Here is a 25089-nt window from a genome sequence, read left to right as displayed (position 1 = left end):
GCATATAGAGCTTTATAAGAGATAGCCTTAAACGACACGTTAAAGAAAGTTTAATCACGATGTTGTGAATACATACGAGCTGCAGTGCAGCTTAAGCTCAAGGTGATTTACGCCCCGGATAGAAATATTCGGTAATAAATACCATGAGCGCAGAAAAGGCGATCAACTTGCCAAAAAGGAGAGCTTCAGAGTAACCGCCATCATGGCCACTCATAATCATCAGGGCAGCTACCAGCAACAGAAACACAATAAAGAGGTGCATCGACGGCTTAAAGCCAAAGCTTAATCGTTCTGCAGTCTTAACAGCGGCTACCGCAACCAGGATACCGAAGGCACTGCCTACCAATATATCCACCGGCCAGTGAGCCGCTACCATCACCCGACTTAATGCGACCAGCCCACCCAATAGCAGCAGAGCGCGGCGCAGCAACGGCTGAGTAAAGAAGTAATAAGCGATTGAGACGAAGACAAAAGCGGTTAGTGAGTGACCAGAAGGAAAGCTACCGTTTCTGAAGGCTTTACCCACCAGATTGTACTCACCGGCCACCAGCTCAACCGGAGGCCGACCCGCACCAAACAGATTTTTCAGGCCATGAGTCACCAGTGTTCCATATATTGCAGCGATAAAGATCACCCAGAGGATCGCCGGATTTCTCCGGGCGATAATCAATGCCAGCGTCAGTGCCAAAGTGGTGTCACCCATAAACGTGATGATCTGCCAAAAGGCCTCAGGAAAGGCCGGAGTAAACTGATTTAACAGGTGAAACGCGCCATGATACCCGGCGGTAATCCAGAGCAATAAAGCGGTTATCAGCAAGCCCGCCGCCACCAGCATTAGCTGCTTTAGTGCGGCAACGTCATTGCGGGCCAAAAACTGTTGCTGTGAGCTTTTCAGCTGCACGGATAGCCCAGCAACAATAAACGTATTGTTAATCTGTTCCCGCAGGCTTCGCATCTTGCCACTCCACCAGACGGATTCCGCCTTTGTTGAACAGTTCAGTTAACACTGCATCGGGATGACGTTGCTGTAACTTAAGCAGGTTATCGGCATCGGTAAAGATAACGTCTCCCGGCTTGGGGTTTTTCTCGTTCGGTGTAATCGCATCCCGATAAACACTAAACGTTGGCATATGCAAACCAAAGGCGACCACGTACTGACCTTCCCGGGCTTTAGCGATATAGGCAGCTTCCTGCACCGGTAACTGTTGCAGACCGGCCATCACCTGAATAAAGAAATTAAAGACAAACAGGGTCTGAATGAAACCGATAGTGACATACTTAACCGGCTTTTCCAGTTTCGGGGTAATGGCTATCCCCAGAACCAATATCAGCGCGACAATGCTGGCGATCAGATAGGGTGTACCAACCACATCCCAAACCCGCCCCAGCATCTCCTGCTCATAAATTTTACGACTACTGCCTGCGGCAGACTCAAGAATCCAGGGCAGCGCCAGCATGAGGATGAAGAACACTACCGGAAACACCAATCCCCAACTACGGAACAGTAACTCGCGATAACGGGCAAACAGCAGCAACAAGCCAGAGATACCATAGACTACATAGTGAGGTAGCTGAGTACCGGAAACCGACACAAGCACAAACACCACACCCAGCCATATCATGAGATAGAGTGTAAGTGAGTCCTTACAATACTCTCGCAGGCTGCGCAGCAGTGTAAACAATGCTGAACTAAAGGGCAGTAACACCAATGGCAGGGCGATGAGATAATACCAGAGCTTACCCCCATGACCTTCGCGGGTATCACTAAAGCGGTTAACGTTGTGATCCAGCAGAAATCCTTTAAAGAACCCCACGCCCTGATCCTGATACACCAGCCATAACCAGGGCGTCAGTATAAGTAGCAACAGGACCCAGCCCGGCAGATAGAAGATAGCTGTCAGCCAACGTCGCCACTGTCCCTGAAAAACAAAGAATATACCGCTGACCAGCAACGGAATCAGCACCGCTACCGGGCCTTTGGTAAGCAGCCCCAGTGCCATCCAAAGATAAACACGCAGCAACAGAAAACGCGACCGCTCATCTGGCTGCTGCCAGTAACGCCAGATATCAAGAACAGTGAGAGTAAGAAACAGGTTTAACCAAGCATCGGCAATAGCACCTTTACCGATAATGCCGATCCAGAGCGTATTCGCCATGATCAGCACCGCATACAACGCGGTAGTACGGTTCCATTGCTGAAGGGCAAAACGGTAACACACCAGCAGCCAGCAACTTGCAGCGATAGCAGAGGGCAATCGCAGGGAGAATTCGCTCAGATCAAACAGTGAAACACTGAGCGCCTGAAACCAGTAACTCAGTATGGGTTTGTCATAACGGGGCTCGCCATCCAGATAGGTTGCGGCAAAATTACTGTTAGCCAGCATCTCCCGGGTTGCTTCGGAAAAGGCGCCCTCATCCAGATCGAAAAGAGGGAAGCCCCAGATATTCCAAAAGAAAGCAAAAAAGAGTGCGGCGAACAGCAGTCCGTAATGGAGCAGGTTACTTTGGCGCAGAGTCGGCGTCATGCGCAGAGGTCTCATCCGTTACATCGGGCTGTTGCGTATACCAACGCCCTTCATCATCATTATTTAGCTTTTCACGCAGGGTATAACCACGAGTGTTCGAGGTTTCAAAGAAGATCCGCGACATCATTTCGGCCAGTACACCGGTGGTGATAAACTGCAGCGAAACTACCAGCAGGAAGATGCCGATCATAAACAGTGGCCGGCTACCAATATCTTCACCCAGAAACAGCTTCACCATCATGAGCCAGGTCATAATCAGCGACCCGACAACCCCCATACCCAGGCCCAGATAGCCAAAGAAATGTCCCGGACGCGCTTTAAATTTGAGGAAGAAGAACACCACCAACAGATCAAGGATAACCCGGAAGGTGCGTGACAAACCGTATTTAGATTCGCCAAACTGACGGGCATGATGATCAACCACGGTTTCACCAATGCGGGAAGGCTTTGTTACCGAGGCAACCCAGACCGGAATAAACCGGTGCATCTCACCAAACAGGCGTACCTGTTTAATCACACTGGCACGATACACTTTCAGGCTGCAACCATAGTCATGCAGACGTACGCTGGTAACTTTGGCGATCAGACGGTTAGCCTGACGAGAGAAGAACTTGCGGGTTGACTCATCTTCCCGCTGTTTGCGCCAGCCCTGTAACATATCCAGGTCGCGCTCTTCCATCTCAATGATCATCCGCTGGATATCGGCGGGATCATTTTGCAGATCGCCATCCATGGTGACAATAATTTCACCGCGAGCCGCATCAATACCCGCTTGCATCGCTGCGGTCTGACCAAAGTTACGCTGCAGTTCCACTACCCGCAGATGATCACCTCGCTGTTGCTGAGCCTCGTACAGACGTGCAACAGTGTTATCCGGACTACCATCATCGACGCAGATAAGTTCCCACTTACCGGCATAATCACTGAGGCATTCATGTACCCGCTCGACCAGCGGAAAGACACAATCCTCTTCTTTATACATCGGTACGACGATCGATAATGATTTCATAAATTATCCGAATTCAAGTCATTAAAAAGTGTAAGCGGACTCTATCACAAAGCCCTTTTGATATGAAGGTAAAGCCCGCCATAGCAGGTATTGCAGGTCATTCCGTTTCTGCCTGCAAGACCTCCTGGCGATGAAAAACCTTCGCCACCAGCCAGCCCAAACCAAAGGCCACAAATGACATCAGCAACAGAAACAGATGCAGCTGCACCGCTACTTTAAGCAGTGCAGTCGTATCAATGGCATAGAACTGTCCGGCCAGCACAAAAGCGGCTTCGAAAGTCCCTGAACCGGCAACCCCATGAATCGGCAAAATAGAGGAGAGGTCAGCAATCGCCACACTGGTTACCGCCTGCGTCAGTGTTAACTGGGACAGCTGCAGCACCACCCCAAGAAAGGCCAGCAATTTAGTCAACCAGACAGCATAGGTAGTCAGGACGATGGCAGCAAAATGTCCACCACGGGTTGGCAGCGCAGCGAACGCCTGAGCCAGTTTCACCAGCTTCGGGTTACTGAAGCGTCCCAGCAGCCAGACCACTAAACGCTTGCCCTGATCAAATAGCAATAAACCCACAACCGTTATCAGCCCCAGCATCACAGCGGCCAACGGATTAAACTGCCAGAGGGCCAGCACGCCCGCGACTGATAGCAGCGCCACCAGATCCAGCAGCCTATAGAGCAGCAAGTGTGAGGATGAATTGATCAACCCGATGCCAAAATAGCGCTTAATCAGCACCGGAAAGGCTACCTCACCGGTACGCATCGGCAACAGATTATTGAGCAGATTATGATTGGTACTGAGATAGAACATCTGCGGATACCGCCGGGCCGGAAGTTCAAAGCTGATCTTGATCCGCAGTGCCCGCAACGCATTACTACAAAGCGACAGGACTACCAGCAATGCCAGCGTACCCAGAGAAAATCCCTGCCAGGAGGTCAGCAGGCTATACCAGCCGATCTTATACTCCACCACTGCCAGGGTGATTAGCAGAATCACCACTGACAGCAGTAGTTTAAGCAGTTGAGCGCGCCGCATCAGCTGATTGTTTCACCTTTGGCCTGTAGATCTGCATGGTAGGAAGAGCGCACCAGCGGGCCACTGGCGACCTGAGAGAAGCCCAGTTCTTTTGCCACCCGGGCATACTCATCAAACTCTTCCGGGGTCACATAGCGGTCTAACGGCAGGTGATCGCGGCTTGGCTGCAGATACTGACCGATCGTCAGCATATCGACGTCGTGCGCCCGCAGGTCTTTCAATACCTCGATAATCTCCTCTTTGGTCTCACCCACACCGACCATCAGGCCCGATTTTGTCCGTACATCAGGGCAGCGTTGCTTATACTTCTGCAGCAACTCTAATGACCACTGATAATCAGCACCGGGGCGAACCTTGCGATACAGACGCGGCACGGTTTCCATGTTGTGGTTAAACACGTCCGGCGGCGTTTGCTGCAAAATATCCAGGGCGATATCCATCCGCCCACGGAAATCCGGCACCAGGGTCTCCACCTGAATCGATGGGACAGCTGTGCGGGTCGCAGTAATGCAGCGGGCAAAGTGCTCTGCCCCACCATCGCGCAGATCGTCACGATCCACCGAGGTAATCACCACATAGCGCAGCCCCATATCGGCAATCGCTTCAGCCAGTTCGGCAGGCTCATTCTCAGGCAGTGGTTTTGGCCGACCATGGGCAACATCACAGAACGGACAGCGACGGGTACAGATATCACCCATAATCATGAAGGTGGCGGTACCATGGCTGAAGCACTCGCCCAGATTCGGGCAGCTGGCCTCTTCACAGACCGATGCCAGCTTATGCTTACGCAGTTTGTTTTTGATTCCCTGTACTTTGGGCGAGGTACCCAGAGATACCCGCAACCACTCGGGCTTGCGCAGAATCTGGTCCCGCTCGGTGGGAATCACCTTAACCGGGATACGCGAGACTTTTTCCGCCCCCCGCAGCTTTACACCCGCTTCAGCACGCTGTGGCTTATCAACCGCAATCGCTGCACTTTGCACATTTTCACTATTCTCAGACATCTATACCTTCCAACGAATTAGCATTGGTGCGCTCGTTATAGTCGAGTCTTTTCACCAGAATTTCTGTAAGTGAATCCTTAACGGATTCCCTGTCGAGCGTATCGACCAGGTTTTTCAATCGGGTAACAGCCATACCGGCGTAACCACAAGGGTTGATCCGGTTAAAGGGTTCAAGATCCATATCCAGATTAAAGGCCAGCCCGTGAAACGAACAGCCTTTACGCACCCGCAATCCCAGCGAGCAGATTTTTGCCTCATTGACATAAACGCCGGGCGCATCCGCCCGGGCATAGGCTTCTACGCCATAGTTTGCCAATAACTCAACAATACTGGCCTCCATCCGTGCGACCAGTTCTTTAACGCCAAACTTTTTCCGCCGCAGATTGAGCAACAGGTAAACCACCAACTGCCCCGGACCGTGGTAGGTCACCTGACCGCCACGGTCAACCTGCACCACCGGAATATCACCGGTGCCAAGCAGATGCTCTGCGTTGCCCGCATGCCCCTGAGTAAACACCGGATGGTGTTCCAGCACCCAGATCTCATCGACACTGTGTTCACCCCGTGACGCGGTAAAATCCTGCATCGCCTGCCAGGTCGGCAGATACTCCACCAGGCCCAGATCACGGATCACTATTTTTTCAGGCTGAGGTGACACCGGCATCACATCACCATCTGTACGCGACCAGTGCCCAGAAGATCCTGATGCAGCGCTTTCAGCTGTTCATGGCCTGTAGCTGTAATTTTCATGCGAATTGAAGTAAAGGTGCCTTTACTGCTGCCCTGGATCTCAATTTTAGTAACATCAAGATCAGGCGCATGGATACGCACCACCTCGATCACCACCTCCTGGAAATCCGGGCCATCGCGGCCAATCACCTTAATCGGGTAATCCGCACAGGGGAACTCAATCTTTGGTGCTTCTTGCTCAGTTTTCTGTGGCATAACTATCTCTCGATCACTCAGCCGTTCATCAGATTATTTTGATAACGGGTAAACAGTTCAAACATTCTGGCCCATAATGGCCCTTTGTTACCGTCAGCCACCGGCTGACCATCAATTTCCAGCACCGGCACTACAGCCCGGGTAGAGCTGCTGATCCAGACCTCATCGGCAGACATCAAACGCTCATAATCGATATCCACCTCCTGGGTGGGAATACCGTTCTCTGCCGCCAGTTCCAGTATCAACTCGCGGGTCGTGCCCCCGAGAATCTCCGAGCCTCGCTTGGGGGTGTAGATCACCCCTTTATCCACCAGCATCAGATTACAGGAGGCGCCTTCGGTGAGCAGACCATCACGAATCATCAGCGCTTCCTGCACACCCGCCTGGCGGGCCTGTTGCATGACAAGAATATTGGGTAGCAGACCGGTGCTCTTAATATCGCAACGGCCCCAGCGCAGATCAGCAGTCACTATTGCCCGTACGCCTGCAACCGAGTCCGGACCGGCATCGTAGATATCTTTGATCGGACTACAGCAGGCAAACACGGTGGGGGTCATCTCGGCATCATAGATATGACTACGGTGGCCAGAGCTGCCCCGGCTAATCTGCAGATACACGGACAGATTACCCCCACCATTCAGTTCAACCAGATGGGTCAGAATAGTTTTCCAGTCATACTCTGCGTTAATCTGTAACGCCCGCAGGCTGTACTCCAGTCGTTGCAGATGCTCATCCAGCCGAAACCCCTGGCCCCGATAGAACGGAATCACTTCATATACGCTATCGCCAAACAGAAACCCCCGATCAAAAACGGATATTTTAGCCTGGTCTTCCGCGATAAACTCGCCGTTCAGAAATACTGTTTTCATCTTCATTTAACGACAGATGCCCGAACTCATATACTAAGTCCGGGCACCTATTCATCAGAACCCCAGGGTCAGTTGATCAGATTATAGAAGAATAGTGCAATGGCATCCCAGATGCGTTGCAACAGTCCCGCTTCAGCAATACTTTCCAATGCGATGACGGGCGCCTCAGCAACCACTTTATCCTCAATCATCACTTTCAGGGTACCAAAACTCTGGCCTTTTTCGATCGGTGCTTTGATCACCTTATCCAGATCCAGTACCGCCTGCAGCTGCTCGCCCTCACCCCGGGGAATAGTGATCGCCATCGCATTTTCCAGACCAACTTTCAGCTGATCCTGCTTGCCAGCCCACACTTTAGCGGTTTCCAGCACCTGACCGGCATCATAGAGCTTATGGGTACGGAAATAGCGGAACGCATACGCCAGCAGTTTCTGACTTTCCTGCGCCCGCGCTTCTTCACTGCTAGTCCCCATGACGACCGTAATCAGGCGCATCCCATCACGCTTAGCTGACGCCACCAGACAGAAGCCTGCGGCATCGGTATGTCCGGTCTTCAGACCATCAACAGAGTCATCCCGCCACAACAGCTTATTGCGGTTTGGCTGACGAATCTTGTTATAGGTAAAATATTTTTCTGAATAGACGCCATACTCTTCAGGGTATTTATTAATGATAGCCTGGGCCAGGATTGCCAGGTCATAAGCAGAAGAGTAATGCTCTTCTGCAGGCAAGCCGGTGGCGTTCATAAAGTGGCTGTTTTTCATTCCCAGTTGCGCCGCATGCTGATTCATCATATCCGCGAAGGCCGCCTCACTCCCGGCGATATACTCTGCTACAGCTACGCTGGCATCATTACCCGACTGGATAATAATCCCTTTCAACAGGTCATTCAGTAGTACCTGGGTGCCTTCCTTAATGAACATCCGTGACCCCGGCGCACGCCAGGCTTTTACCGATATCGGCACCAGGTCGGTTTTACTAACATTACCTTTAGACAGTTCACCCTCAAGGATATAGCTGGTCATCATCTTGGTGAGACTGGCAGGGGGGAAGCGTTCCTCCTCCCGACTGGCCATAATAACTTTACCCGTATCAGCATCCATAACGATATACGCCCGGGCAGCCACCTGAGGAGGAGCTGGGGTAATCTTTGCCGCCTGCACAGACAGTGAGGAAAAACAGATCGAGAGAAACAACAAGCGAATCAATAGAGAGCGAAAAGCAAATTTTCTAATCATAGTGTTTTATAGGTACTTTTTTTACGGTTACAGAGGGTCCAGATACAGCTGAGACCTACAAATAGTCTAAAGGTTCGGCCAATAGTCAGCGGTTTCCTTTAGCAAATCGTTTTAATGCTGCCTAGTCTACCAAATGTGGACGAAGATAGCCTGCGGCTTCAACCCTTGAAACCAACTCAGCCAGATTCGCATTCAGTTGTACCGGTCCGACCTGCACCCGGTAGAGTGTGCGATCCTGTAGCTGAAGCGGCACAATTCTGACCTGATACCCAGGCAGCATCGTTTGCAACTGCTGTTTTGCCTCAACTGCGGTTGCTTCCAGCCCGAAGGCTCCGACCTGCAAGTACCGCGCGCCGACCGCAGAGTTAACGGTATCCGGCGGAGCTAACGCACGCGTTCCTGCAGCAACAGCGGCACCTGAGGAGTTGCCCCAGGTACGTGGATCGATCGCTTCAACCTCAACATTGGCGGTTCCGCCGCCGAGCATGTCCAGCTTGGATGCTGCCGCATAGGAAAGATCAATGATCCGCCCACCATGAAATGGCCCCCGGTCATTTACCCGAACGATCACCCGCTTGCCATTCCTGAGATTAGTCACCTGAACATAACTGGGCAGCGGCAGGGATTTATGTGCGGCACTCATGCCGTACATATTATAGGTTTCGCCATTGGAGGTCAGATGCCCATGAAATTTCTTACCATACCAGGACGCGACACCACGCTCTTTATAGCCACTACTCGAGGCCATCACTGAATAGCTTTTACCTAACACGGTATAGGGGCTTTTATTACCGCCACGACTTTTAGGTTCAACTCTGGGCACAGCATCGGGCACATGAGAAACATCGACACTGGCTGAGGGTCCGTAATCCTTCTCTACAGCATAACGCCCGGTGGGTGCAGAAGAGCAGCCCGCCAGGATAGCTATCAACGACAGCGTTATCAGACAGGGGATTAGGCGCCTCATCAATTAGCCTGCCGTTCCAGTTGACTGGCTCACAGTCTGTTTACGCTTTTCAATCACGGCCTGACTTAGTTCAAACACTGCCGTTGCATATAAACGGCTGTGGTTATAGCGCGTAATCACGTAAAAATTGTGCAACCCAAACCAGTACTGAAACTCACCTTCAGTTTCCAGCCGAATCAAAGTCGCTTCATTCTCAGCATTCAGGTCTGTACGCGTACGAATTCCTCTCTCTGACCACTGCGCGAGGGTCAGTTCTGGCTTCAGACCGGCATTTATCCAGTCTTCTTCTGCCAACTGCTCCATCACTACGTTAGTACGCACCGGCTCTCCGGCTTTCCAACCGTGGGCACTGAAGTAGTTGGCGACACTGCCAATCGCATCCACAGGGTTGTTCCAGATATCTTTTTTACCGTCGCCATCAAAATCGATAGCAAAGTTTCGGAAGCTGCTGGGTATAAACTGACCAAAGCCCATCGCTCCAGCATAAGAGCCTTTCAAACTGAACGGATCTACATTTTCTTCACGCAGAAGATAAAAATACTCTTTTAACTGCCCCTGAAAGAATTTCCCACGAGGAGGATAATCAAAACCCAGTGTCGATAATGCATCAACCACCCGGTAGCTACCCATGTTGCGTCCATATCGGGTTTCAACACCGATAATCGCTACAATAATTTCTGCTGGAACACCGTATGTTTTTTCGGCCCGTTCCAGAGCTGCGTCATATTCGTTCCAGAACTCAACGCCCTGATTGATCCGTTTATCCCGTAGAAAGATATTACGATACTCGCCCCAGTTGAGACGTTTTTCCGCCGGACGGGAGATCGCTTTAAGAATACCCTCCTGACGTTCAGCAGACCCCAGTACCGCCCTGACCTCATCTTCATCGAAGCCTTCGCTCACCATATTTGAGATGAACTCCTGAGCAGCAGGGTGATCTGCATAGCCACGGGTATCATCGGCCGCAACCGCAACACCCCATACCAAACCGGTACTCAGCACAACGCCTGCCAGCAAGCCTGTAAATCTAGTTCTGAACATATCACCCTACCCTATTTGCCTAACAGCCTGGCATTCCTTAAACGATTGAGCTGCACTACACGCACCTCAGCTGAATCACGACTTTATCACACTCGCACCAGAACAAAACCGCTGAGTTATTATGTTTATTTAACCCATCTTCTTAATGACTAATCATCTGCCGGTGCGCCTGTACCGACATCAACAAACCAAAACCGGCCATCAGGGTCACAATCGATGTGCCGCCGTAACTAACCAACGGCAGCGGCACTCCCACCACCGGCAAAATGCCACTCACCATACCGATATTCACAAACACATAGACAAAAAAGGTCAGCGTCACACTGCCGGCCACCAGGCGACCAAAACTATCCTGCGCTTTGGTCGCAATGACCAACCCACGGGCGATAATTAACACATAGATAAACAGCAACACCAATATGCCAATCATTCCCAGCTCTTCACCCATGACAGCGATAATGAAGTCAGTATGACTTTCCGGCAGAAAATCCAGTTGCGACTGCGTTCCCAGCATCCAGCCTTTGCCTTCAATACCACCCGAGCCTATAGCGGCTTTCGACTGAATGATATTCCAGCCAGCCCCAAGGGGGTCACTTTCAGGATCGAGAAAGGTCAGTACCCGCTGCTTCTGATAATCCTTCATCACCATCCACAACCCGGGCAAACCCGCTGCAGCGACCGCCAGAGCGCCAAAAATATAACGCCAGTAGATGCCTGATAGCAGCAACACAAATACCCCCGACGCGGCAATCAGTAATGATGTCCCAAGGTCAGGTTGCTTCATAATCAGCACCACCGGTACGAAGATCAGCACCAGGGAGATCAGGATATGACGAAAGCTGGGCGGCAATGGCCGGTTTGCCAGATAACAGGCAACCATCAGCGGCAACACCAGTTTGACAATTTCAGCAGGCTGAAAACGAAACCCCGGTAACGCAATCCATCGCTGCGCCCCTTTAGCGCCAACCCCCACTAACAGCACCGCCAGCAGCAACCCCAGAGAGATGACATACATCGCCGGTGCCCAGCGGGCAAATAACTGCGGCCGCAACTGTGCGAAGACGGTCATAACAACCAAACCGGTCCCCATACGAATTGCCTGGCGGATCACATAGCCCATATCGCCACCGGAAGCACTATACAGTACCAGCAATCCGTAACCACAGAGCAGCAGAATAAGCAGCAGCAGCCAGGCATCCAGACGGGTATATGACCACAGCCCCCGACGGCGAGCCAGGTGCGGCTGAGCATCAGGCATGGTGCGCTGAAAATCAGCCATCGGTCGGTACTCCTGCCAACTTGTCCTGCTCCGCATCTTGCTGTTTCAGCGCCATAAATGCGTCGATCACATCCCGCGCTATCGGCGCGGCGGTACTGGAACCTCCACCGCCATTTTCAACTATCACCGATACCGCAATCTCCGGATCATCAGCGGGCGCAAAAGCGATAAAGAGTGCGTGATCCCGATGACGCTCAGCCATGCTTTCGGCATCGTAGATCTCATCCTGCTTTATCCCAACGACCTGAGCAGTACCGGTTTTACCGGCAATCTGAAAATCCAGCCCATGACCAATTTTACGGGCAGTCCCTCTGGGACCATGAACCACAGCGACCATGGCATCGATAATGCGTTTCCAATATTGGTTACTTTTCAGATGGATATCGGGCAATACCGCTGAGGTCCCTTCCAACCCACTGATCTCAACCACATCATCTTCAACAACCTGGTCGATTTTATGTTTGTTATGTTTCACCACACCTTTGAGCATTCGCGGCTGTTTCCATTGGCCGCGATTGGCCATGACTGCTGAAGCAGTTGCCAGCTGTAACGGTGTTGCCAGCATCCACCCCTGACCAATACTCAGATTGAGGCTGTCACCGGAAAACCACGATCCCCTACCGGTTTTTTTCTTCCACTCTTTTGACGGCAGAATACCTGACAGCGCTTCAGGCAGATCAAGACTGGTAACCTGGCCAAAACCAAACCGACCGAGATAATCGGATATAATATCCACTCCGGCGCGATTAGCCACATCGTAGAACCAGACATCGCAGGATTGATAGATCGCCATATCCAGATCAACAGTGCCATGACCACCCCGTTTCCAATCCCGATAGCGTCGCCCACCATTAGTGAGGGTATAGAAGCCCGGATCAAAAACAGTATGGGTTGGACTCACGACCCCACTGTCAATCACCCCCATAGCGACCATCGGCTTAATGGTTGACCCCGGTGGATATTGCCCTCGCAACGCCCGGTTAAAGAGCGGCAGATCCGGTGACTCCCGCAGATCTTTGTAGTCCTGGGTGCTGATACCGGTAACAAACAGGTTGGGGTCATAACCCGGATTGCTAACCAGCGCAAGAATCCCACCGGTTTTCGGATCGATAACCACAATCGCAGCACGTAGCCCCTCAACCAGCTTTTCAGCTGCCTGCTGTAAACGAATATCCAGGTACAGGACAATATCTTTACCGGGTATCGGATCCGTTTGTTCAAGCACCCGCATCACTCGCCCCCGGGCATTGGTTTCAACCTTTTGATAACCAACTTCACCATGCAACAAAGGCTCATAAAACCGCTCAATGCCCAGCTTACCGATGTAGTGTGTAGCGCTATAATTTTTTGGATCGACCCGTTTCAGTTCTTTCTCATTAATCCGGCCAACATAGCCCAGTGCATGCACCAGGCTCGCCCCGAAGGGATAGTAGCGAATCAGATCTGCTTCCACCTGAACCCCGGGCAAGCGCTGATAGTTCACCGCAATGCGGGCGATCTCATCATCGGTCAGGCGAAATCGCAGCGGCACCGTTTCATAAGGTCGACGGCGCTGTTGCAGACGTTTACGGAATAATTCAACTTCTCTATCGGTAATCGGTATCAGTTTTTGTAGCTCAGCAAGCGTATGTTCAAGGTCGCCCACTTTCTCTTTCAGCAGCGTAATACTGTAACTGGGACGGTTATCCGCTAACAAAGTGCCATTGCGATCGTAAACAAGCCCACGGGTGGGTGCGACGGGCTGCAACTGAATCCGGTTATCATCAGAAACCGCCGCCAGCTGATCATGCTGAATGACTTGCAGGTAGTAGAGACGGCCGATCAGCAGTCCGATCAGCAGCAGAACGATGACAAAAGCGATCAGCGCGCGTGAGAGGAACACCCGTCCCTCTTTTGTATGGTCTTTCAGACTATCAAACGCTGACATTTAAGCTATTCTTCACTGGTCTGTCTAACAGATTATTTATGATAGGGATGGCCCTGCAGGATACTCCAGGCCCGGTATAACTGCTCCGCCAGCAGGATACGCACCAGCGGATGCGGCATAGTCAGCCCTGAAAGCGACCATTTCTGATCGGCGATAGCAACACACTCCGGCGCCAGCCCATCAGGGCCGCCAACCAGCAGGCAGACATTTTGTCCGGACATCTGCCACTGTTCAGCCTGTTCCGCCAACTGCTCGGTACTCCAGTTTCTGCCGCCCACCTCAAGCGCAATGACCCGGTCACCTTTGGGGATGGCGGCCAGCATCAGTTCGCCTTCCTGACGCTTCGCACGAGCCAGGTCCGCCCCTTTACCCCGATGCCCAAGAGGAATCTCCACCAGTTCCAGTGAAAACTCGTTTGGCAATCGTTTCAGATACTCATTAAACCCTTCGGTAACCCAGCCAGGCATTTTGGTACCTACGGCGATAAGGCGTATTTTCATGCTAAAAACCAGTTTCCTTTAACCCTGTCTGGCGAGGGATATCGATATCCACTCAAACGTCAGTCATCTTCAGTTACAGCAGTTATTAATGTGCTGTATCCTGCTCGACTTCTTCGTCATAACCCCAGAGTTTTTCCAGATCGTAGAAACTACGCGCATCGGGCATCATCACGTGTACCACCAGATCACCCAGATCCACCAGCACCCAGTCACCGGTGTCCAGTCCTTCAATCCCCAGCGGCATTAACCCCTGGTGCTTCATCTCTTCCTGCACATGCTGTCCTATTGACATCACATGACGCTTAGAGGTTCCGCTGGCTATCACCATCCGGTCTGTCACGGTTGATTTATTAGTCACATCAATCTCGACAATATCCCGCGCTTTCATATCATCAAGGGCTTCACGTACAGCGATGATCATCTGATCCATTTCCATTAGTAATTATTTACCTTCATTATGTTGCTCAAAATTATAGAGCCTGTTTTGTTTTATATAACCCCAAACCGCATCTGGTATCAGATAACGGGGTGAGCGCCCACCCCTGATCAGCTCTCTGATCTGGGTGGCAGAAATGCCCAACGGCGTCAGTTCACGAAAAATCACATGACCCGCGGGGTATTGCAGCATTGCGTCAATATCGTCCAGCTCATGAATCCTGCTCACCTGTTGCATCTGCTCGCAGGGCTCATAGATCCATCCTGGCCGTTTAACCACCACGATATGACAAAGTTTCAGTAGTTCCTGCCAGCGATCCCACTTTGGCAGCGACAGGTAGGCATCCATACCCAGTATCATACAGATCGGCACGTCCGCTCCCAGCTCCCGCCGAAAAGACTCCAGTGTCAGTACAGTATAGGAAGCATCAGCCGAGATAACCTCCCGGTTATCGGCAACCAGAGCCGGCTCATCCGCCACCGCCAGGCGAACCATGTCCAGACGTTGCTGGCCGGTTCGCTCGGGTTGTTTGCGATGCACCGGAGCTTTGGAGGGCATAAGAGTGACCTGCTTCACCCCCAGCCATTGTTGAATTTCAAGCGCGGTGCGCAGATGTCCATTATGGATGGGATCGAAGGTTCCACCCATGAAGACTTTAACGGATTCGCTCATTCAGCGTTACTGACGAATATGGCCGTCACCCAGCACCACATACTTTTGCGAAGTCAGGCCATCAAGGCCCACCGGGCCACGGGCATGGATCTTATCGGTAGAGATACCGATCTCAGCACCCAGGCCATATTCAAAGCCATCCGCAAAACGAGTCGAAGCATTCACCATCACCGAACTGGAATCCACTTCCCGCAGAAAACTGCGCGACTTGGTATAGTTCTCAGTAATAATAGAGTCAGTATGATGCGAGCCATAGTGATTAATATGCTCAATCGCCTCAGCCATACTGCTAACCAGTTTGATCGACAAAATCGGTGCCAGGTACTCAGTTTCCCAGTCCTGCTCGGTGGCCGCGATAATATTTGGCAGCAGCTGACGGGTTTTTTCACAGCCACGCAGTTCAACCCCGATTGCCTGGTAACGTTCCGCCAGCTCAGGCAGAATCTCGGCCGCACGGGCTTCATGCACCAGCAGGGTTTCCATCGTGTTGCAGGTGCCATAGCGGTGGGTTTTCGCATTAATAGCGACATTGATCGCTTTGGTTTTATCCGCATCTTCATCAATATAGACATGACAGATGCCATCGAGATGCTTGATTACCATCACCTTGGCGTCACGACTCACCCGCTCAATCAGACCTTTGCCGCCACGGGGTACGATGACATCGACATATTCAGGCATGGTGATCAGCTCACCGACCGCTTCACGGTCAGTGGTTTTGACAACCTGAACGATATTCTCGGGTAGACCCGCAGCCTTAAGACCGGCCTGAATACACTCGGCAACCGCCGCATTACTGTGAATCGCTTCAGATCCACCCCGCAGAATAGTCGCGTTGCCGGATTTCAGGCACAGACTGGCGGCTTCCACGGTCACATTCGGACGGGATTCATAAATAATACCGATTACCCCGAGTGGCACACGCATCTTGCCCACCTGAATGCCGCTGGGCAGATAATTCATATCGGTGATCGCGCCGGTCGGATCGGGCAGAGCAGCAACCTGGCGTAAACCTTCGATCATGGTATCAATCTGCGACTGTTTCAGCTCCAGACGATCCAGCATCGCATCATCAAGGCCTTTGGCACGGCCCTGCTGCAGATCCTCAGCATTCGCCGCCACCAGCTTTTCACGGGACGCATCAATAGCGTCCGCCATCGCCAGCAAAGCGCGGTTCTTTGTTCCGGTATCAGCTTTGGCAATTTCGCGGGACGCGATACGCGCCTGCTGACCCAGTTCTGCCATGTATTGTTTAACGTTCATAACCTTCCTGCTCCGTCGAGACCGGGCATTATAACCCGCCCGACAGCGGGGGTCATCGACAGAGAAAGCAAAACAGAAAAAAAGCCGTTTTTGCAGCGTAACTAAGCTGCTATCATCTGCAAGCTCTACTGCCCGGGAATATTAGCCGTCGGAATATGGATACACCGCAACGCTTCACAGCCATGATCAATCAGCGCACCCGGCTGATGATCACGCTTGCCTTTATTTTACTCGCAGGCATTCTCTTATCTGGCATCTATCTTTCGGTTGTAGCCAATAAAACAGCTCAACTACAAACCCGACAACAGGGCGAGCTACTCGGCCAGCAAACGGTCACCATGATCAAGCCTGCACTAATGGCAGGTGATAGCGTCAGTCTTAACTTCGTTCTCAATCAACTGGTGAAACAACCTCACGTCGATGCAATTGTCCTCACCGATACAAAAGACCGGTTACTGGGCCGGGCTGGCGATATAAAACAGGACAATCTGATTAAGCAGGATGTGCTGATCCGACAGCAGGATGAGACCCTCGCTATTCTTGAGCTATACCTGAACCCACAAGCGAGTAAAACCACCCTCAACGCCCTGCTGGTACAGGCCGTTTTTCTGGCACTGATGACCGCTATCGCAGCGCTTGCAGGTTGCTGGTTTACCCTGAACCGCAACGCAATCGCGGATGTCGCGCCTGACGCACCCCACAAGAACCCACCAGCCAAAAGCATCCCGGACGCAGACCCGACAGCGCTCACCTGGCCACAACCGCAATCGCCATCAGCGCCAGACTCCCGCGACGCCGCCAGCACACCGGAACAACAGCACAACAGTCATCCGGAACTATTAGTTGACCTGCTACGACCCGACGAAGATGCGCCGCACATGCCTGGCTTTGCCCCCTTTTCTGATCACAAGCCAAGGGCTGAAACTGAGTACCTGCTTACCGATGCAGATGAAAACACCATCATTGAAGAGACCAACCTGGAACCACAACCACGCAAAAAAACACACAACCCTCTGTTTGCAAACAGTCCGCATGAGGTTCAGCTCGATCTCTACGCCTTTGAGCAGGAGCTTGAGCTGATTGTTGCAGCGGAAGCAGCGGGCTATCTGCTCTATCTAGACCTCGCGTCAGGCCATTCCGACAATCTTCGCCACGAAGAGCTGCAGGAACTCCAGGAATACTACTACCGCATGCTGGACATGGTGATCGCCATCTATCAGGGCGACGCAACCAGACTGGACAACGGCGACTTGCAACTGGCGTTCCTGAAACCCCACAAGGATGACTCACACGGCATTAATGCGATCTGTGCAAGCCAATTATTTAACCGTTTGTACAAACTCTTCAACCAGCAGCGCATTCGCAGCTTTAAACCCGTACTTAACCTGCATATGGCGCTGGTGCGCGGCCACTATAAAAAGCTATCCCGCATGCAGGAAGAAGCCCGTTATCTGACCCACAGCACAGACAGTAATGAACTGATTACCCACACAGCACTCAGCGAAGCACCCGATCTTAAGGTCAGCCTGCTGGCCGGAGCGAATATTGTCCGGGCAGAGGAGGACAAAGTTCTGATAAAGTCAGTCAACGACAACTACCAAAAGCTTCTGGACAAACAGGCCCGCCACCTGCTGAACAAGCTATTCCCCTGACACTCCAGCGAACGACAACCATACAGATTTATGGTTAATTGCAGCAAGGCTGTATCTGTCATGCAACTCCACTCTCCCCTATGCTCAGCTGACTGATTACCGATAAGGCGCAACTATGTTTACTGACCTAATAATGCTGTTTACCGCCGGACTTCTCGGCGGAGTGCTGAACTCCATAGCCGGTGGCGGCAGTTTTATTACCTTCCCGGCACTGCTGTTGGCAGGCGTCCCGCCTATCAGCGCCAACGCCACCAACACATTTGCATCCTGTTCAGGCTATATGAGCGGCGCCTGGGCGTTCAGAAAAGACCTTCTGGAGATTAAAGATCAACTCCCCCGTTTTATCATCATCAGCCTTATCGGCGGTATCTGCGGCGCATGGCTGCTACTGCAGACACCTGAAGCCTCTTTTGAAGCAGCAGTCCCCTGGCTACTACTATTTGCCACCCTGCTATTTATCTTCGGCGGACAGCTGAACCGGGCACTCAAACAACTGGGAACTCAACATCGCCACGCTTCGACTGCAGCAGCCACACTACTTACACTCCTGCTGCTTGGCGTGTGCCTTTATGGCGGATTCTTCAATGCGGGTTTAGGCATCATCGCGCTCAGCTACCTGGCACTGGCCGGGCATACCGACATCAACCGGATGAATGGTCTGAAGTTACTGATCTCAACCTTTGTTTCGCTGATCGCTATTGCGCTGTTTATCTATGATGGCGTTATCGCCTGGTATGAAGGCTCTATCGTCCTTGCAGGAACGGTTCTTGGCGGCTATGTTGCGGCACACTTATCGCGAAAACTGCCTCAGCAACGGGTGCGTCATTTTGTTATTGTTGCCAGCATCGGTATCACCCTGTATTTTTTCTACGATGTGTACCTATAAGCACCTGATCCAACAATACAACCGGGCACTCAATACCTCTCAATGACAGGTTAGAATTATGGATATAATGACGCTACTGCTGTTTATTCCCGCATGCTTTGCACTGAACATGTCCCCCGGGCCGAACAATCTGATGGCGATGAACAACGCAACACGCTATGGATTTCAAAGCGCGTTCTTTGCCGGAGCAGGACGATTGATCGCGTTCGCAGGAATGATCTTCCTCGCAGCAACCGGCCTTGCAGTCATCCTACACACATCTGAAATTGTTTTTATGATGATAAAAGTTATTGGCGCCTGTTACCTGTTTTGGCTGGCGTTTAAGCTCTGGACAGCTGATACAGCGAACAGCGACACAGCTCAGACACAGGGAGATAAAAAACAGTTTGAACTGATGCAGCAGGAGTTCCTACTCGCCGCCGGCAACCCGAAAGCGATCCTGATCTTTACAGCGTTTCTGCCGCAGTTTATCAATCCAGGCGGCAATACCGAGTTACAGTTCTCGCAACTTGGAAGCACTTTCCTCCTACTGGAATGGGTTGCCATCGCCATCTATGCCCTGTTCGGTCTCTATCTGCGCCAATGGTTTGCCAACCCACAAAAAAAAGAGATATTTAATCGTAGCTGTGCAACCTTTCTCGCATGCGCAGGGCTAGGTCTGCTGTTAACACGTCGCAGTTAAGCCCGTCCGGATAATGATCCGAAAACAGCCCGCCAATTGCCCCCATAACAACCTTTAGTACTCACAATGAGGGAAATCACACTATGCTGATTCCCTTTTTACATACCCTCATATAAATTAAGTATTAATGAAGTCTGTTGAATCATCGCTCAAACTCTATGAATCAAAATCTTAATGAAGACCAATAAATCCAAAGATCACCTATTAGCGTAGAACTAAAAAATTTTTGCTTCAACACGGGGATAGCTGGAAGCTTTCAACCTTTAAACTCATAAGGGATCGCTTCTCCATACATTTATGTATAAACGTGGGGTAATACATGAATCAGCTATTACGTAACATCAGCGTGCGCGCCAAAGTCTTATTACTTGTCATCATCACTGTCATCAGTTTGGTTGGAATGGTTTCTTTCTCACTCCTCCAACTGGAAGACGACCTTTACACCGAAAGAAAGTCTGAAATTCAACGACTGACCGAAGTTGCCTATTCACTGATCTTACATGAGCAGCAACTGATTCAATCTGGCCGAAAGACAGAAAAAGAAGCCAAACAGGAAGCACTGGAACTGATACGTACTCTCAGATATGGCGAAGACACCTATTTTTACGTCGTCGACACTAGACATAATATGCTGATGTACCCAGCCAATCCTAAGATTGAAGGTACAAATGTCGCTAACATGACCGATGCCAATGGTCAGAAAATCTCACAAACACTCCTCAGCAAAGCACAAGCAAGCACCGCCGGCGGTTTCATGGAGTATGAGATGATTAAGCCTGGCTCGAAGGAAGCAGCATCGAAACTAGCCTATGGACGCCTAAACACTCAGTGGGGATGGGTGCTGGCTACCGGCGAATACACAGACGATATTTCAGAAAGGTTCTGGCATGAGTTCTGGCTCGAAATGGAAATACTGGCATTTGCCCTCATTATTACCGGGATAGTATCAACACTGGTAGCCAAAGCGATCACCGATCCTGTTAAAAGCCTAACGGGCATCATCACAGATGCCGCCACCAACAAAGACCTGACGCTTCGATCAGAGATTCATAGCCGTGATGAGTTTGGCCAGATGGGTGAGGCATTCAACAGCATGATGGCCAGCTTCCATGAACTGATACTGGAGCTAACTGCGGCCACATCCCAGGTAGCCAGCTCAGCAACGGAGCTCTCAGCGACCACAGCACAAACCAGCAGAGGCATGACGCAACAGCAGGATGACACCGCACAGGTTGCCTCAGCAATGACCGAGATGACCGCTACGGTTTATGAAGTCGCACAGAACACTCAGCAAGCAGCAACCGCTTCCAGCGACGCAGCCGATGCCGCAAAAACAGGCAGACAAGTGGTCGAAGCAACAATATCCGCCGTACAAACACTTTCTCAACGCTTAGCAGACTCAGCAGAACTAACACACACCCTGGAAGCAGAAAGCACCAACATTGCCAACATGCTGGAAGTAATCAACAATATTGCTGAACAAACCAACCTATTGGCTCTCAATGCAGCGATAGAAGCAGCCCGTGCTGGTGAGCAGGGACGTGGTTTCGCGGTTGTTGCCGACGAGGTTCGATCCCTCTCTAGTCGGACTGCAGAATCAACCAAGCAAATTGCTACGGTTATCGAGCGCCTTCAGTCCGGAACAAAGGCGGCAGTAAAAGCGATGCAAACCAGCAGCAACGAAGCCTCAGAGGTAGTTCAGCAAACACTTAAAGCCGGTGACTCACTCAATGAAATCGCCACAGCTGTCGAGCATATCAATGCGATGACCATACAGATCGCCAGCGCTTCTGAAGAACAGAGCCTCGTCTCTGAAGAGATCAACCAAAATGTAGTCAACATTAGCAGTGTCTCTATGGATAGCGCCGAGGGCGCGAATCAGATCGCCCAGACCTGTGAAGAGCTGGCACGGCTATCTGAACACCTTAAAGAGATCTCAGAGCGCTTCACCGTATAACACACTACAGAAAGCATAAAACGAAGAAGGAGCGCATTAGCGCTCCTTCTTTTATAGCTGACCCAGAAGGACAGCATTGCAGCGGATAACCTTCACCCCTTCTACAGAGAAAGTTAAAACACCATCCGATACACCTATCCCTGTGCTTTACAATCCATACGGTCTCGACAGTTAACAACACTGAACATCAGAAAGAGAGAGAAATCCAAAACAAAAAAAGGAGCGCATCAGCGCTCCTTTTTTATTAGCTCAAGCTTATCAGCTTAAGAAGCCTTACTTCTTAGCTTCCATCTGTGCCTTGATCAGGTCACCGATAGTGGTTGGGCCAGCCATTTCAACCGGAGCATCAGCAACAGCCTTGATAGCCGCTTTCTCATCTGCCTGGTCTTTAGCCTTGATAGACAGAGTGATTGAACGGTTACGACGATCCAGGTTAATGATCTTCGCTTCAACTTCTTCGCCTACTTTCAGGACAGTAGAAGCATCTTCGATGCGATCAATGCTGATATCAGACACTTTCAGGTAACCTTCGATGCCTTCAGCCAGCTCGATGTTAGCGCCTTTAGCGTCTACAGACTTAACGATACCTTTAACGATAGTGTTCTTATCGTTGGCAGCAGCGTACTCAGAGAAAGGATCGCTTTCCAGTTGCTTGATACCCAGAGAGATACGCTCTTTCTCAGCATCGATAGACAGGATAACTGCCTCAACTTCTTCGCCTTTCTTGTATTCACGCAGCGCAGTTTCGCTGTCAGCATCCCAGGAGATGTCAGACATGTGAACCAGACCGTCAAGATCATTATCCAGACCAACGAAGATACCGAAGTCAGTGATAGTCTTGATAGTACCAGTCACTTTATCGCCAGCAGCGAACTGCTCAGCAAAAGTAGACCATGGGTTAGCGATGCACTGTTTCATACCCAGAGAGATACGACGACGCTTCTCATCAACATCCAGAACCATAACTTCTACTTCGTCGTTCACCTGAACAACTTTAGAAGGATGGATGTTTTTGTTAGTCCAGGACATTTCAGACACGTGGATCAGACCTTCAACGCCATCTTCGATAGATGCGAAGCAGCCGTAATCAGTCAGATTAGTGACACGTGCAGGAACCTTAGTACCGGCAGGGAAACGAGCCAGGATAGACGCCCAAGGATCTTCGTTCAGCTGTTTCAGACCCAGAGACAGACGGTTAGTCTCTTTGTCGAACTTGATGATCTGAACAGTGATCTCATCACCCGGAGTCAGCATATCGCTAGGGTGAGAGATACGCTTCCACGCCATGTCAGTGATGTGCAGCAGACCGTCAACACCACCCAGATCTACGAATGCACCGTAGTTGGTCAGGTTCTTAACGTAACCTTTAACTTGCTGTCCTTCTTCCAGCGTACCCAGCAGCTCATCGCGCTGAGCGCTGTTAGCTTCTTGCAGTACTGCGCGACGAGAAACAACGATGTTGTCACGCTTCTGGTCCAGCTTAATCAGTTTGAATTCCAGTTCCTGACCGATAAGGTGGTCAACGTTCTTAACCGGACGGACATCTACCAGTGAGCCTGGCAGGAAGCCATTGATCTTGTTAACGGTAACGGTGAAGCCACCTTTAACAGTACCGCTGATGTAACCTTTAACAGTTTCTTCAGCTTCGAATGCAGTTTCCAGAACACCCCAGGACTCAGCGCGCTTCGCTTTTTCACGGGACAGACGAGTCTCACCGGAACCATCTTCAACGCTTTCCAGGGTAACCTTAACCATGTCACCCACCTGAACCTCAAGTTCCTGGGCGTCGTTAAGGAACTGGCTGCGGGCAATAACTGCCTCAGATTTCAGGCCAGCGTTTACAGTAACCCAGTCACTATCGATGTCGATAACTTCACCCATAACGAGGGTGCCTGGCACCATAGCAACGAGTTCAAGGGATTCTTCAAATAAGTCAGCAAAGCTTTCGGTCATGCGTTTTCCTATACAACGAACACCATATATTGCGGGTGTTCGCAGGGGGTCATACCTGTATTGTCAGTTGATACAGGGCAGTTTAATTATCCTGAGCGATTGCAGAGACTGACTAAAAAACAATCATTCAGGAGAGGGTTAGGCGCAGTATTTTACAGATTACTGCATCAAGAAGAAAGTAAATGTAGTAATCAATTAGTAATTTTAAAGATTAAACCGGTATTTGCGCCATCCCATACGAGGGTACAGCGATATTATCTGAATCATATAACGGCAGCGTCGAGACACAAAAAAGGGGACACGTGCCCCCTGTTAGCTCTTACGACTATCGAGTTCTTACGACTAGCCAGTGCTTACACCTATCGAGTTCTTACGCCTGTCGACTAATCACTCATCAGCCTCAGAATCCGACTCGGTGGCGACCGAAGCGTTGGCAATCACATCCAGAGAATCGACCCGCTGATAACCCCGTGGCAACTTATTGCCCCGCCGGCCACGCTCGCCCCGGTAGTGTTCCAGATCGGATGGTTTCATCTTCAGGTGCTGACGACCGGAGTTAACCTGCAAGGTATCTTCCGGCGACAGGGTCACCAGTGCAACCAGTAACTCCTCTCGGGACGCGGCTCTTGCAGACGGGATGTTGATAATTTTATTCCCCTTACCGCGACCCAGCTCAGGCAGTTCCTGCACCGGGAACACCAGCATCCGCCCCTCATTAGTCACTGCGACTAACAGATCAGTGTCCTTATTCCGCAGCGCCATCGGTGCCATCCCCTTAGCGCCGTTAGGCAGGGTCAGAGTCGCTTTACCGGTACGGGTTTTACTAGTCATATCGGCAATTTTGGTGACAAAACCGTAACCGGCATCCGACGCCAGCAATACCGCATCGCTGTCTTTACCGGCGATAGCCCCATCAATCGTAGCACCTTTTGGCAGGGTTAGTTTACCGGTAATTGGCTCACCCTGGCCCCGTGCTGAAGGCAGAGTATGGGCTTCAAGGGAGTAAGCCCGGCCGGTGCTATCCATGAGTATAATCGGCTGATTCATCCGCCCGGGACAGGCTAGCTTAAAGCCGTCGCCAGATTTATAGCTCAACCCTTCAGGATCAATATCATGACCTTTCGCCGAACGAATCCAGCCCTGCTTCGAAATAACAGCGGTAATCGGTTCGGCGGTCAGCAGTGCTTTCTCATCCATCACTTTCGCTTCTTCGCGGGCGACGATAGGTGAACGACGATCATCACCGTACTC

Annotated in this window: 23 protein-coding genes; 4 read left to right on the top strand and 19 right to left on the bottom strand. The window is 51.1% G+C overall.

Annotated elements, in window-relative coordinates; genetic code table 11:
* Positions 1-97 precede the first annotated feature (97 nt).
* The 17 genes from Q0499_RS01300 to Q0499_RS01220 all read right to left on the bottom strand — a co-directional run bounded on the left by Q0499_RS01300 (position 98) and on the right by Q0499_RS01220 (position 16708).
* Positions 98-955 carry a phosphatase PAP2 family protein gene (locus Q0499_RS01300; RefSeq protein WP_299195146.1) on the bottom strand — a complete coding sequence of 286 codons (858 nt, stop codon included), beginning with the start codon at positions 953-955 and terminating at the stop codon, positions 98-100.
* Positions 930-2540, bottom strand: a complete 1611-nt coding sequence (locus tag Q0499_RS01295; RefSeq protein WP_299195144.1) for a glycosyltransferase family 39 protein — start codon at positions 2538-2540, stop codon at positions 930-932. The genes Q0499_RS01300 and Q0499_RS01295 overlap by 26 nt, the downstream gene beginning before the upstream one ends.
* Complete coding sequence (locus Q0499_RS01290) at positions 2500-3534, bottom strand: glycosyltransferase family 2 protein (RefSeq protein WP_299195141.1); 1035 nt, start codon at positions 3532-3534, stop codon at positions 2500-2502. Before Q0499_RS01290 ends, Q0499_RS01295 begins: the two co-directional genes overlap by 41 nt.
* Positions 3535-3631: 97 nt before the next feature.
* Positions 3632-4567 carry a lysylphosphatidylglycerol synthase domain-containing protein gene (locus tag Q0499_RS01285; RefSeq protein ID WP_299195138.1) on the bottom strand — a complete coding sequence of 312 codons (936 nt, stop codon included), beginning with the start codon at positions 4565-4567 and terminating at the stop codon, positions 3632-3634.
* A complete protein-coding gene (lipA, locus tag Q0499_RS01280; RefSeq protein ID WP_299195135.1) occupies positions 4567-5571 on the bottom strand; it encodes a lipoyl synthase in 1005 nt (334 codons plus the stop codon). The genes Q0499_RS01285 and lipA overlap by 1 nt, the downstream gene beginning before the upstream one ends.
* Entirely contained in the window at positions 5564-6235 is a 672-nt protein-coding gene (gene lipB / locus Q0499_RS01275) for a lipoyl(octanoyl) transferase LipB (RefSeq protein ID WP_299195132.1), read from the bottom strand. The genes lipA and lipB overlap by 8 nt, the downstream gene beginning before the upstream one ends.
* Positions 6235-6516: a DUF493 family protein gene (locus Q0499_RS01270; RefSeq protein ID WP_299195130.1), complete on the bottom strand. Its 282-nt coding sequence runs from the start codon at positions 6514-6516 to the stop codon at positions 6235-6237. Before Q0499_RS01270 ends, lipB begins: the two co-directional genes overlap by 1 nt.
* 17 nt (positions 6517-6533) lie before the next feature.
* Positions 6534-7391: an aminotransferase class IV gene (locus tag Q0499_RS01265; RefSeq protein WP_299195127.1), complete on the bottom strand. Its 858-nt coding sequence runs from the start codon at positions 7389-7391 to the stop codon at positions 6534-6536.
* A gap of 62 nt (positions 7392-7453) precedes the next feature.
* Positions 7454-8623 carry a D-alanyl-D-alanine carboxypeptidase family protein gene (locus Q0499_RS01260; protein ID WP_299195124.1) on the bottom strand — a complete coding sequence of 390 codons (1170 nt, stop codon included), beginning with the start codon at positions 8621-8623 and terminating at the stop codon, positions 7454-7456.
* Between the two features lie 121 nt (positions 8624-8744).
* Complete coding sequence (locus Q0499_RS01255; protein ID WP_299195121.1) at positions 8745-9590, bottom strand: septal ring lytic transglycosylase RlpA family protein; 846 nt, start codon at positions 9588-9590, stop codon at positions 8745-8747.
* Positions 9591-9593: 3 nt separating this feature from the next.
* A complete protein-coding gene (mltB, locus tag Q0499_RS01250) occupies positions 9594-10631 on the bottom strand; it encodes a lytic murein transglycosylase B (RefSeq protein ID WP_299195118.1) in 1038 nt (345 codons plus the stop codon).
* Positions 10632-10773: 142 nt separating this feature from the next.
* The gene (rodA, locus tag Q0499_RS01245; protein ID WP_299195116.1) at positions 10774-11910 is read right to left on the bottom strand and encodes a rod shape-determining protein RodA; all 1137 of its coding nucleotides are present in this window, start codon (positions 11908-11910) and stop codon (positions 10774-10776) included.
* Complete coding sequence (gene mrdA / locus Q0499_RS01240) at positions 11903-13837, bottom strand: penicillin-binding protein 2 (protein WP_299195113.1); 1935 nt, start codon at positions 13835-13837, stop codon at positions 11903-11905. Before mrdA ends, rodA begins: the two co-directional genes overlap by 8 nt.
* Before the next feature lie 32 nt (positions 13838-13869).
* Entirely contained in the window at positions 13870-14337 is a 468-nt protein-coding gene (gene rlmH / locus Q0499_RS01235) for a 23S rRNA (pseudouridine(1915)-N(3))-methyltransferase RlmH (RefSeq protein ID WP_299195110.1), read from the bottom strand.
* Positions 14338-14422: 85 nt separating this feature from the next.
* Complete coding sequence (gene rsfS / locus Q0499_RS01230) at positions 14423-14773, bottom strand: ribosome silencing factor (protein ID WP_299195107.1); 351 nt, start codon at positions 14771-14773, stop codon at positions 14423-14425.
* Positions 14774-14779: 6 nt separating this feature from the next.
* On the bottom strand, positions 14780-15445 hold the full coding sequence (gene nadD, locus Q0499_RS01225) for a nicotinate-nucleotide adenylyltransferase (protein WP_299195104.1): 666 nt from the start codon (positions 15443-15445) through the stop codon (positions 14780-14782).
* 6 nt (positions 15446-15451) lie between these two features.
* A complete protein-coding gene (locus Q0499_RS01220; protein WP_299195101.1) occupies positions 15452-16708 on the bottom strand; it encodes a glutamate-5-semialdehyde dehydrogenase in 1257 nt (418 codons plus the stop codon).
* A gap of 155 nt (positions 16709-16863) precedes the next feature.
* On the opposite strand from Q0499_RS01220, the gene Q0499_RS01215 reads away from it, so the two are divergent.
* From Q0499_RS01215 to Q0499_RS01200, 4 genes are all read left to right on the top strand, one after another.
* The gene (locus Q0499_RS01215; protein ID WP_299195098.1) at positions 16864-18360 is read left to right on the top strand and encodes a hypothetical protein; all 1497 of its coding nucleotides are present in this window, start codon (positions 16864-16866) and stop codon (positions 18358-18360) included.
* A 115-nt stretch (positions 18361-18475) separates the two neighbouring features.
* Positions 18476-19246, top strand: coding sequence for a sulfite exporter TauE/SafE family protein (locus Q0499_RS01210; protein ID WP_299195096.1), 771 nt, complete (start codon positions 18476-18478; stop codon positions 19244-19246).
* A gap of 58 nt (positions 19247-19304) precedes the next feature.
* Positions 19305-19928 (top strand): LysE family translocator, encoded by a 624-nt coding sequence (locus Q0499_RS01205; protein WP_299195092.1) that lies wholly within the window; start codon positions 19305-19307, stop codon positions 19926-19928.
* A gap of 319 nt (positions 19929-20247) precedes the next feature.
* Entirely contained in the window at positions 20248-21885 is a 1638-nt protein-coding gene (locus tag Q0499_RS01200) for a methyl-accepting chemotaxis protein (RefSeq protein ID WP_299195089.1), read from the top strand.
* Between the two features lie 273 nt (positions 21886-22158).
* Here the strand turns inward: Q0499_RS01200 and rpsA are convergent, their stop codons facing one another.
* Positions 22159-23838: a 30S ribosomal protein S1 gene (gene rpsA, locus Q0499_RS01195; protein WP_299195086.1), complete on the bottom strand. Its 1680-nt coding sequence runs from the start codon at positions 23836-23838 to the stop codon at positions 22159-22161.
* 387 nt (positions 23839-24225) lie between these two features.
* On the bottom strand, positions 24226-25089 hold an 864-nt coding region (locus Q0499_RS01190; RefSeq protein ID WP_299195083.1), incomplete at its 5' end, for a DNA gyrase C-terminal beta-propeller domain-containing protein.

It is taken from the genome of uncultured Amphritea sp. (assembly GCF_937127095.1).
Classification (GTDB): domain Bacteria; phylum Pseudomonadota; class Gammaproteobacteria; order Pseudomonadales; family Balneatricaceae; genus Amphritea.
Note: the sequence above shows the minus strand (reverse complement) of the source record. Positions and strands in the feature narration are given on the sequence as shown.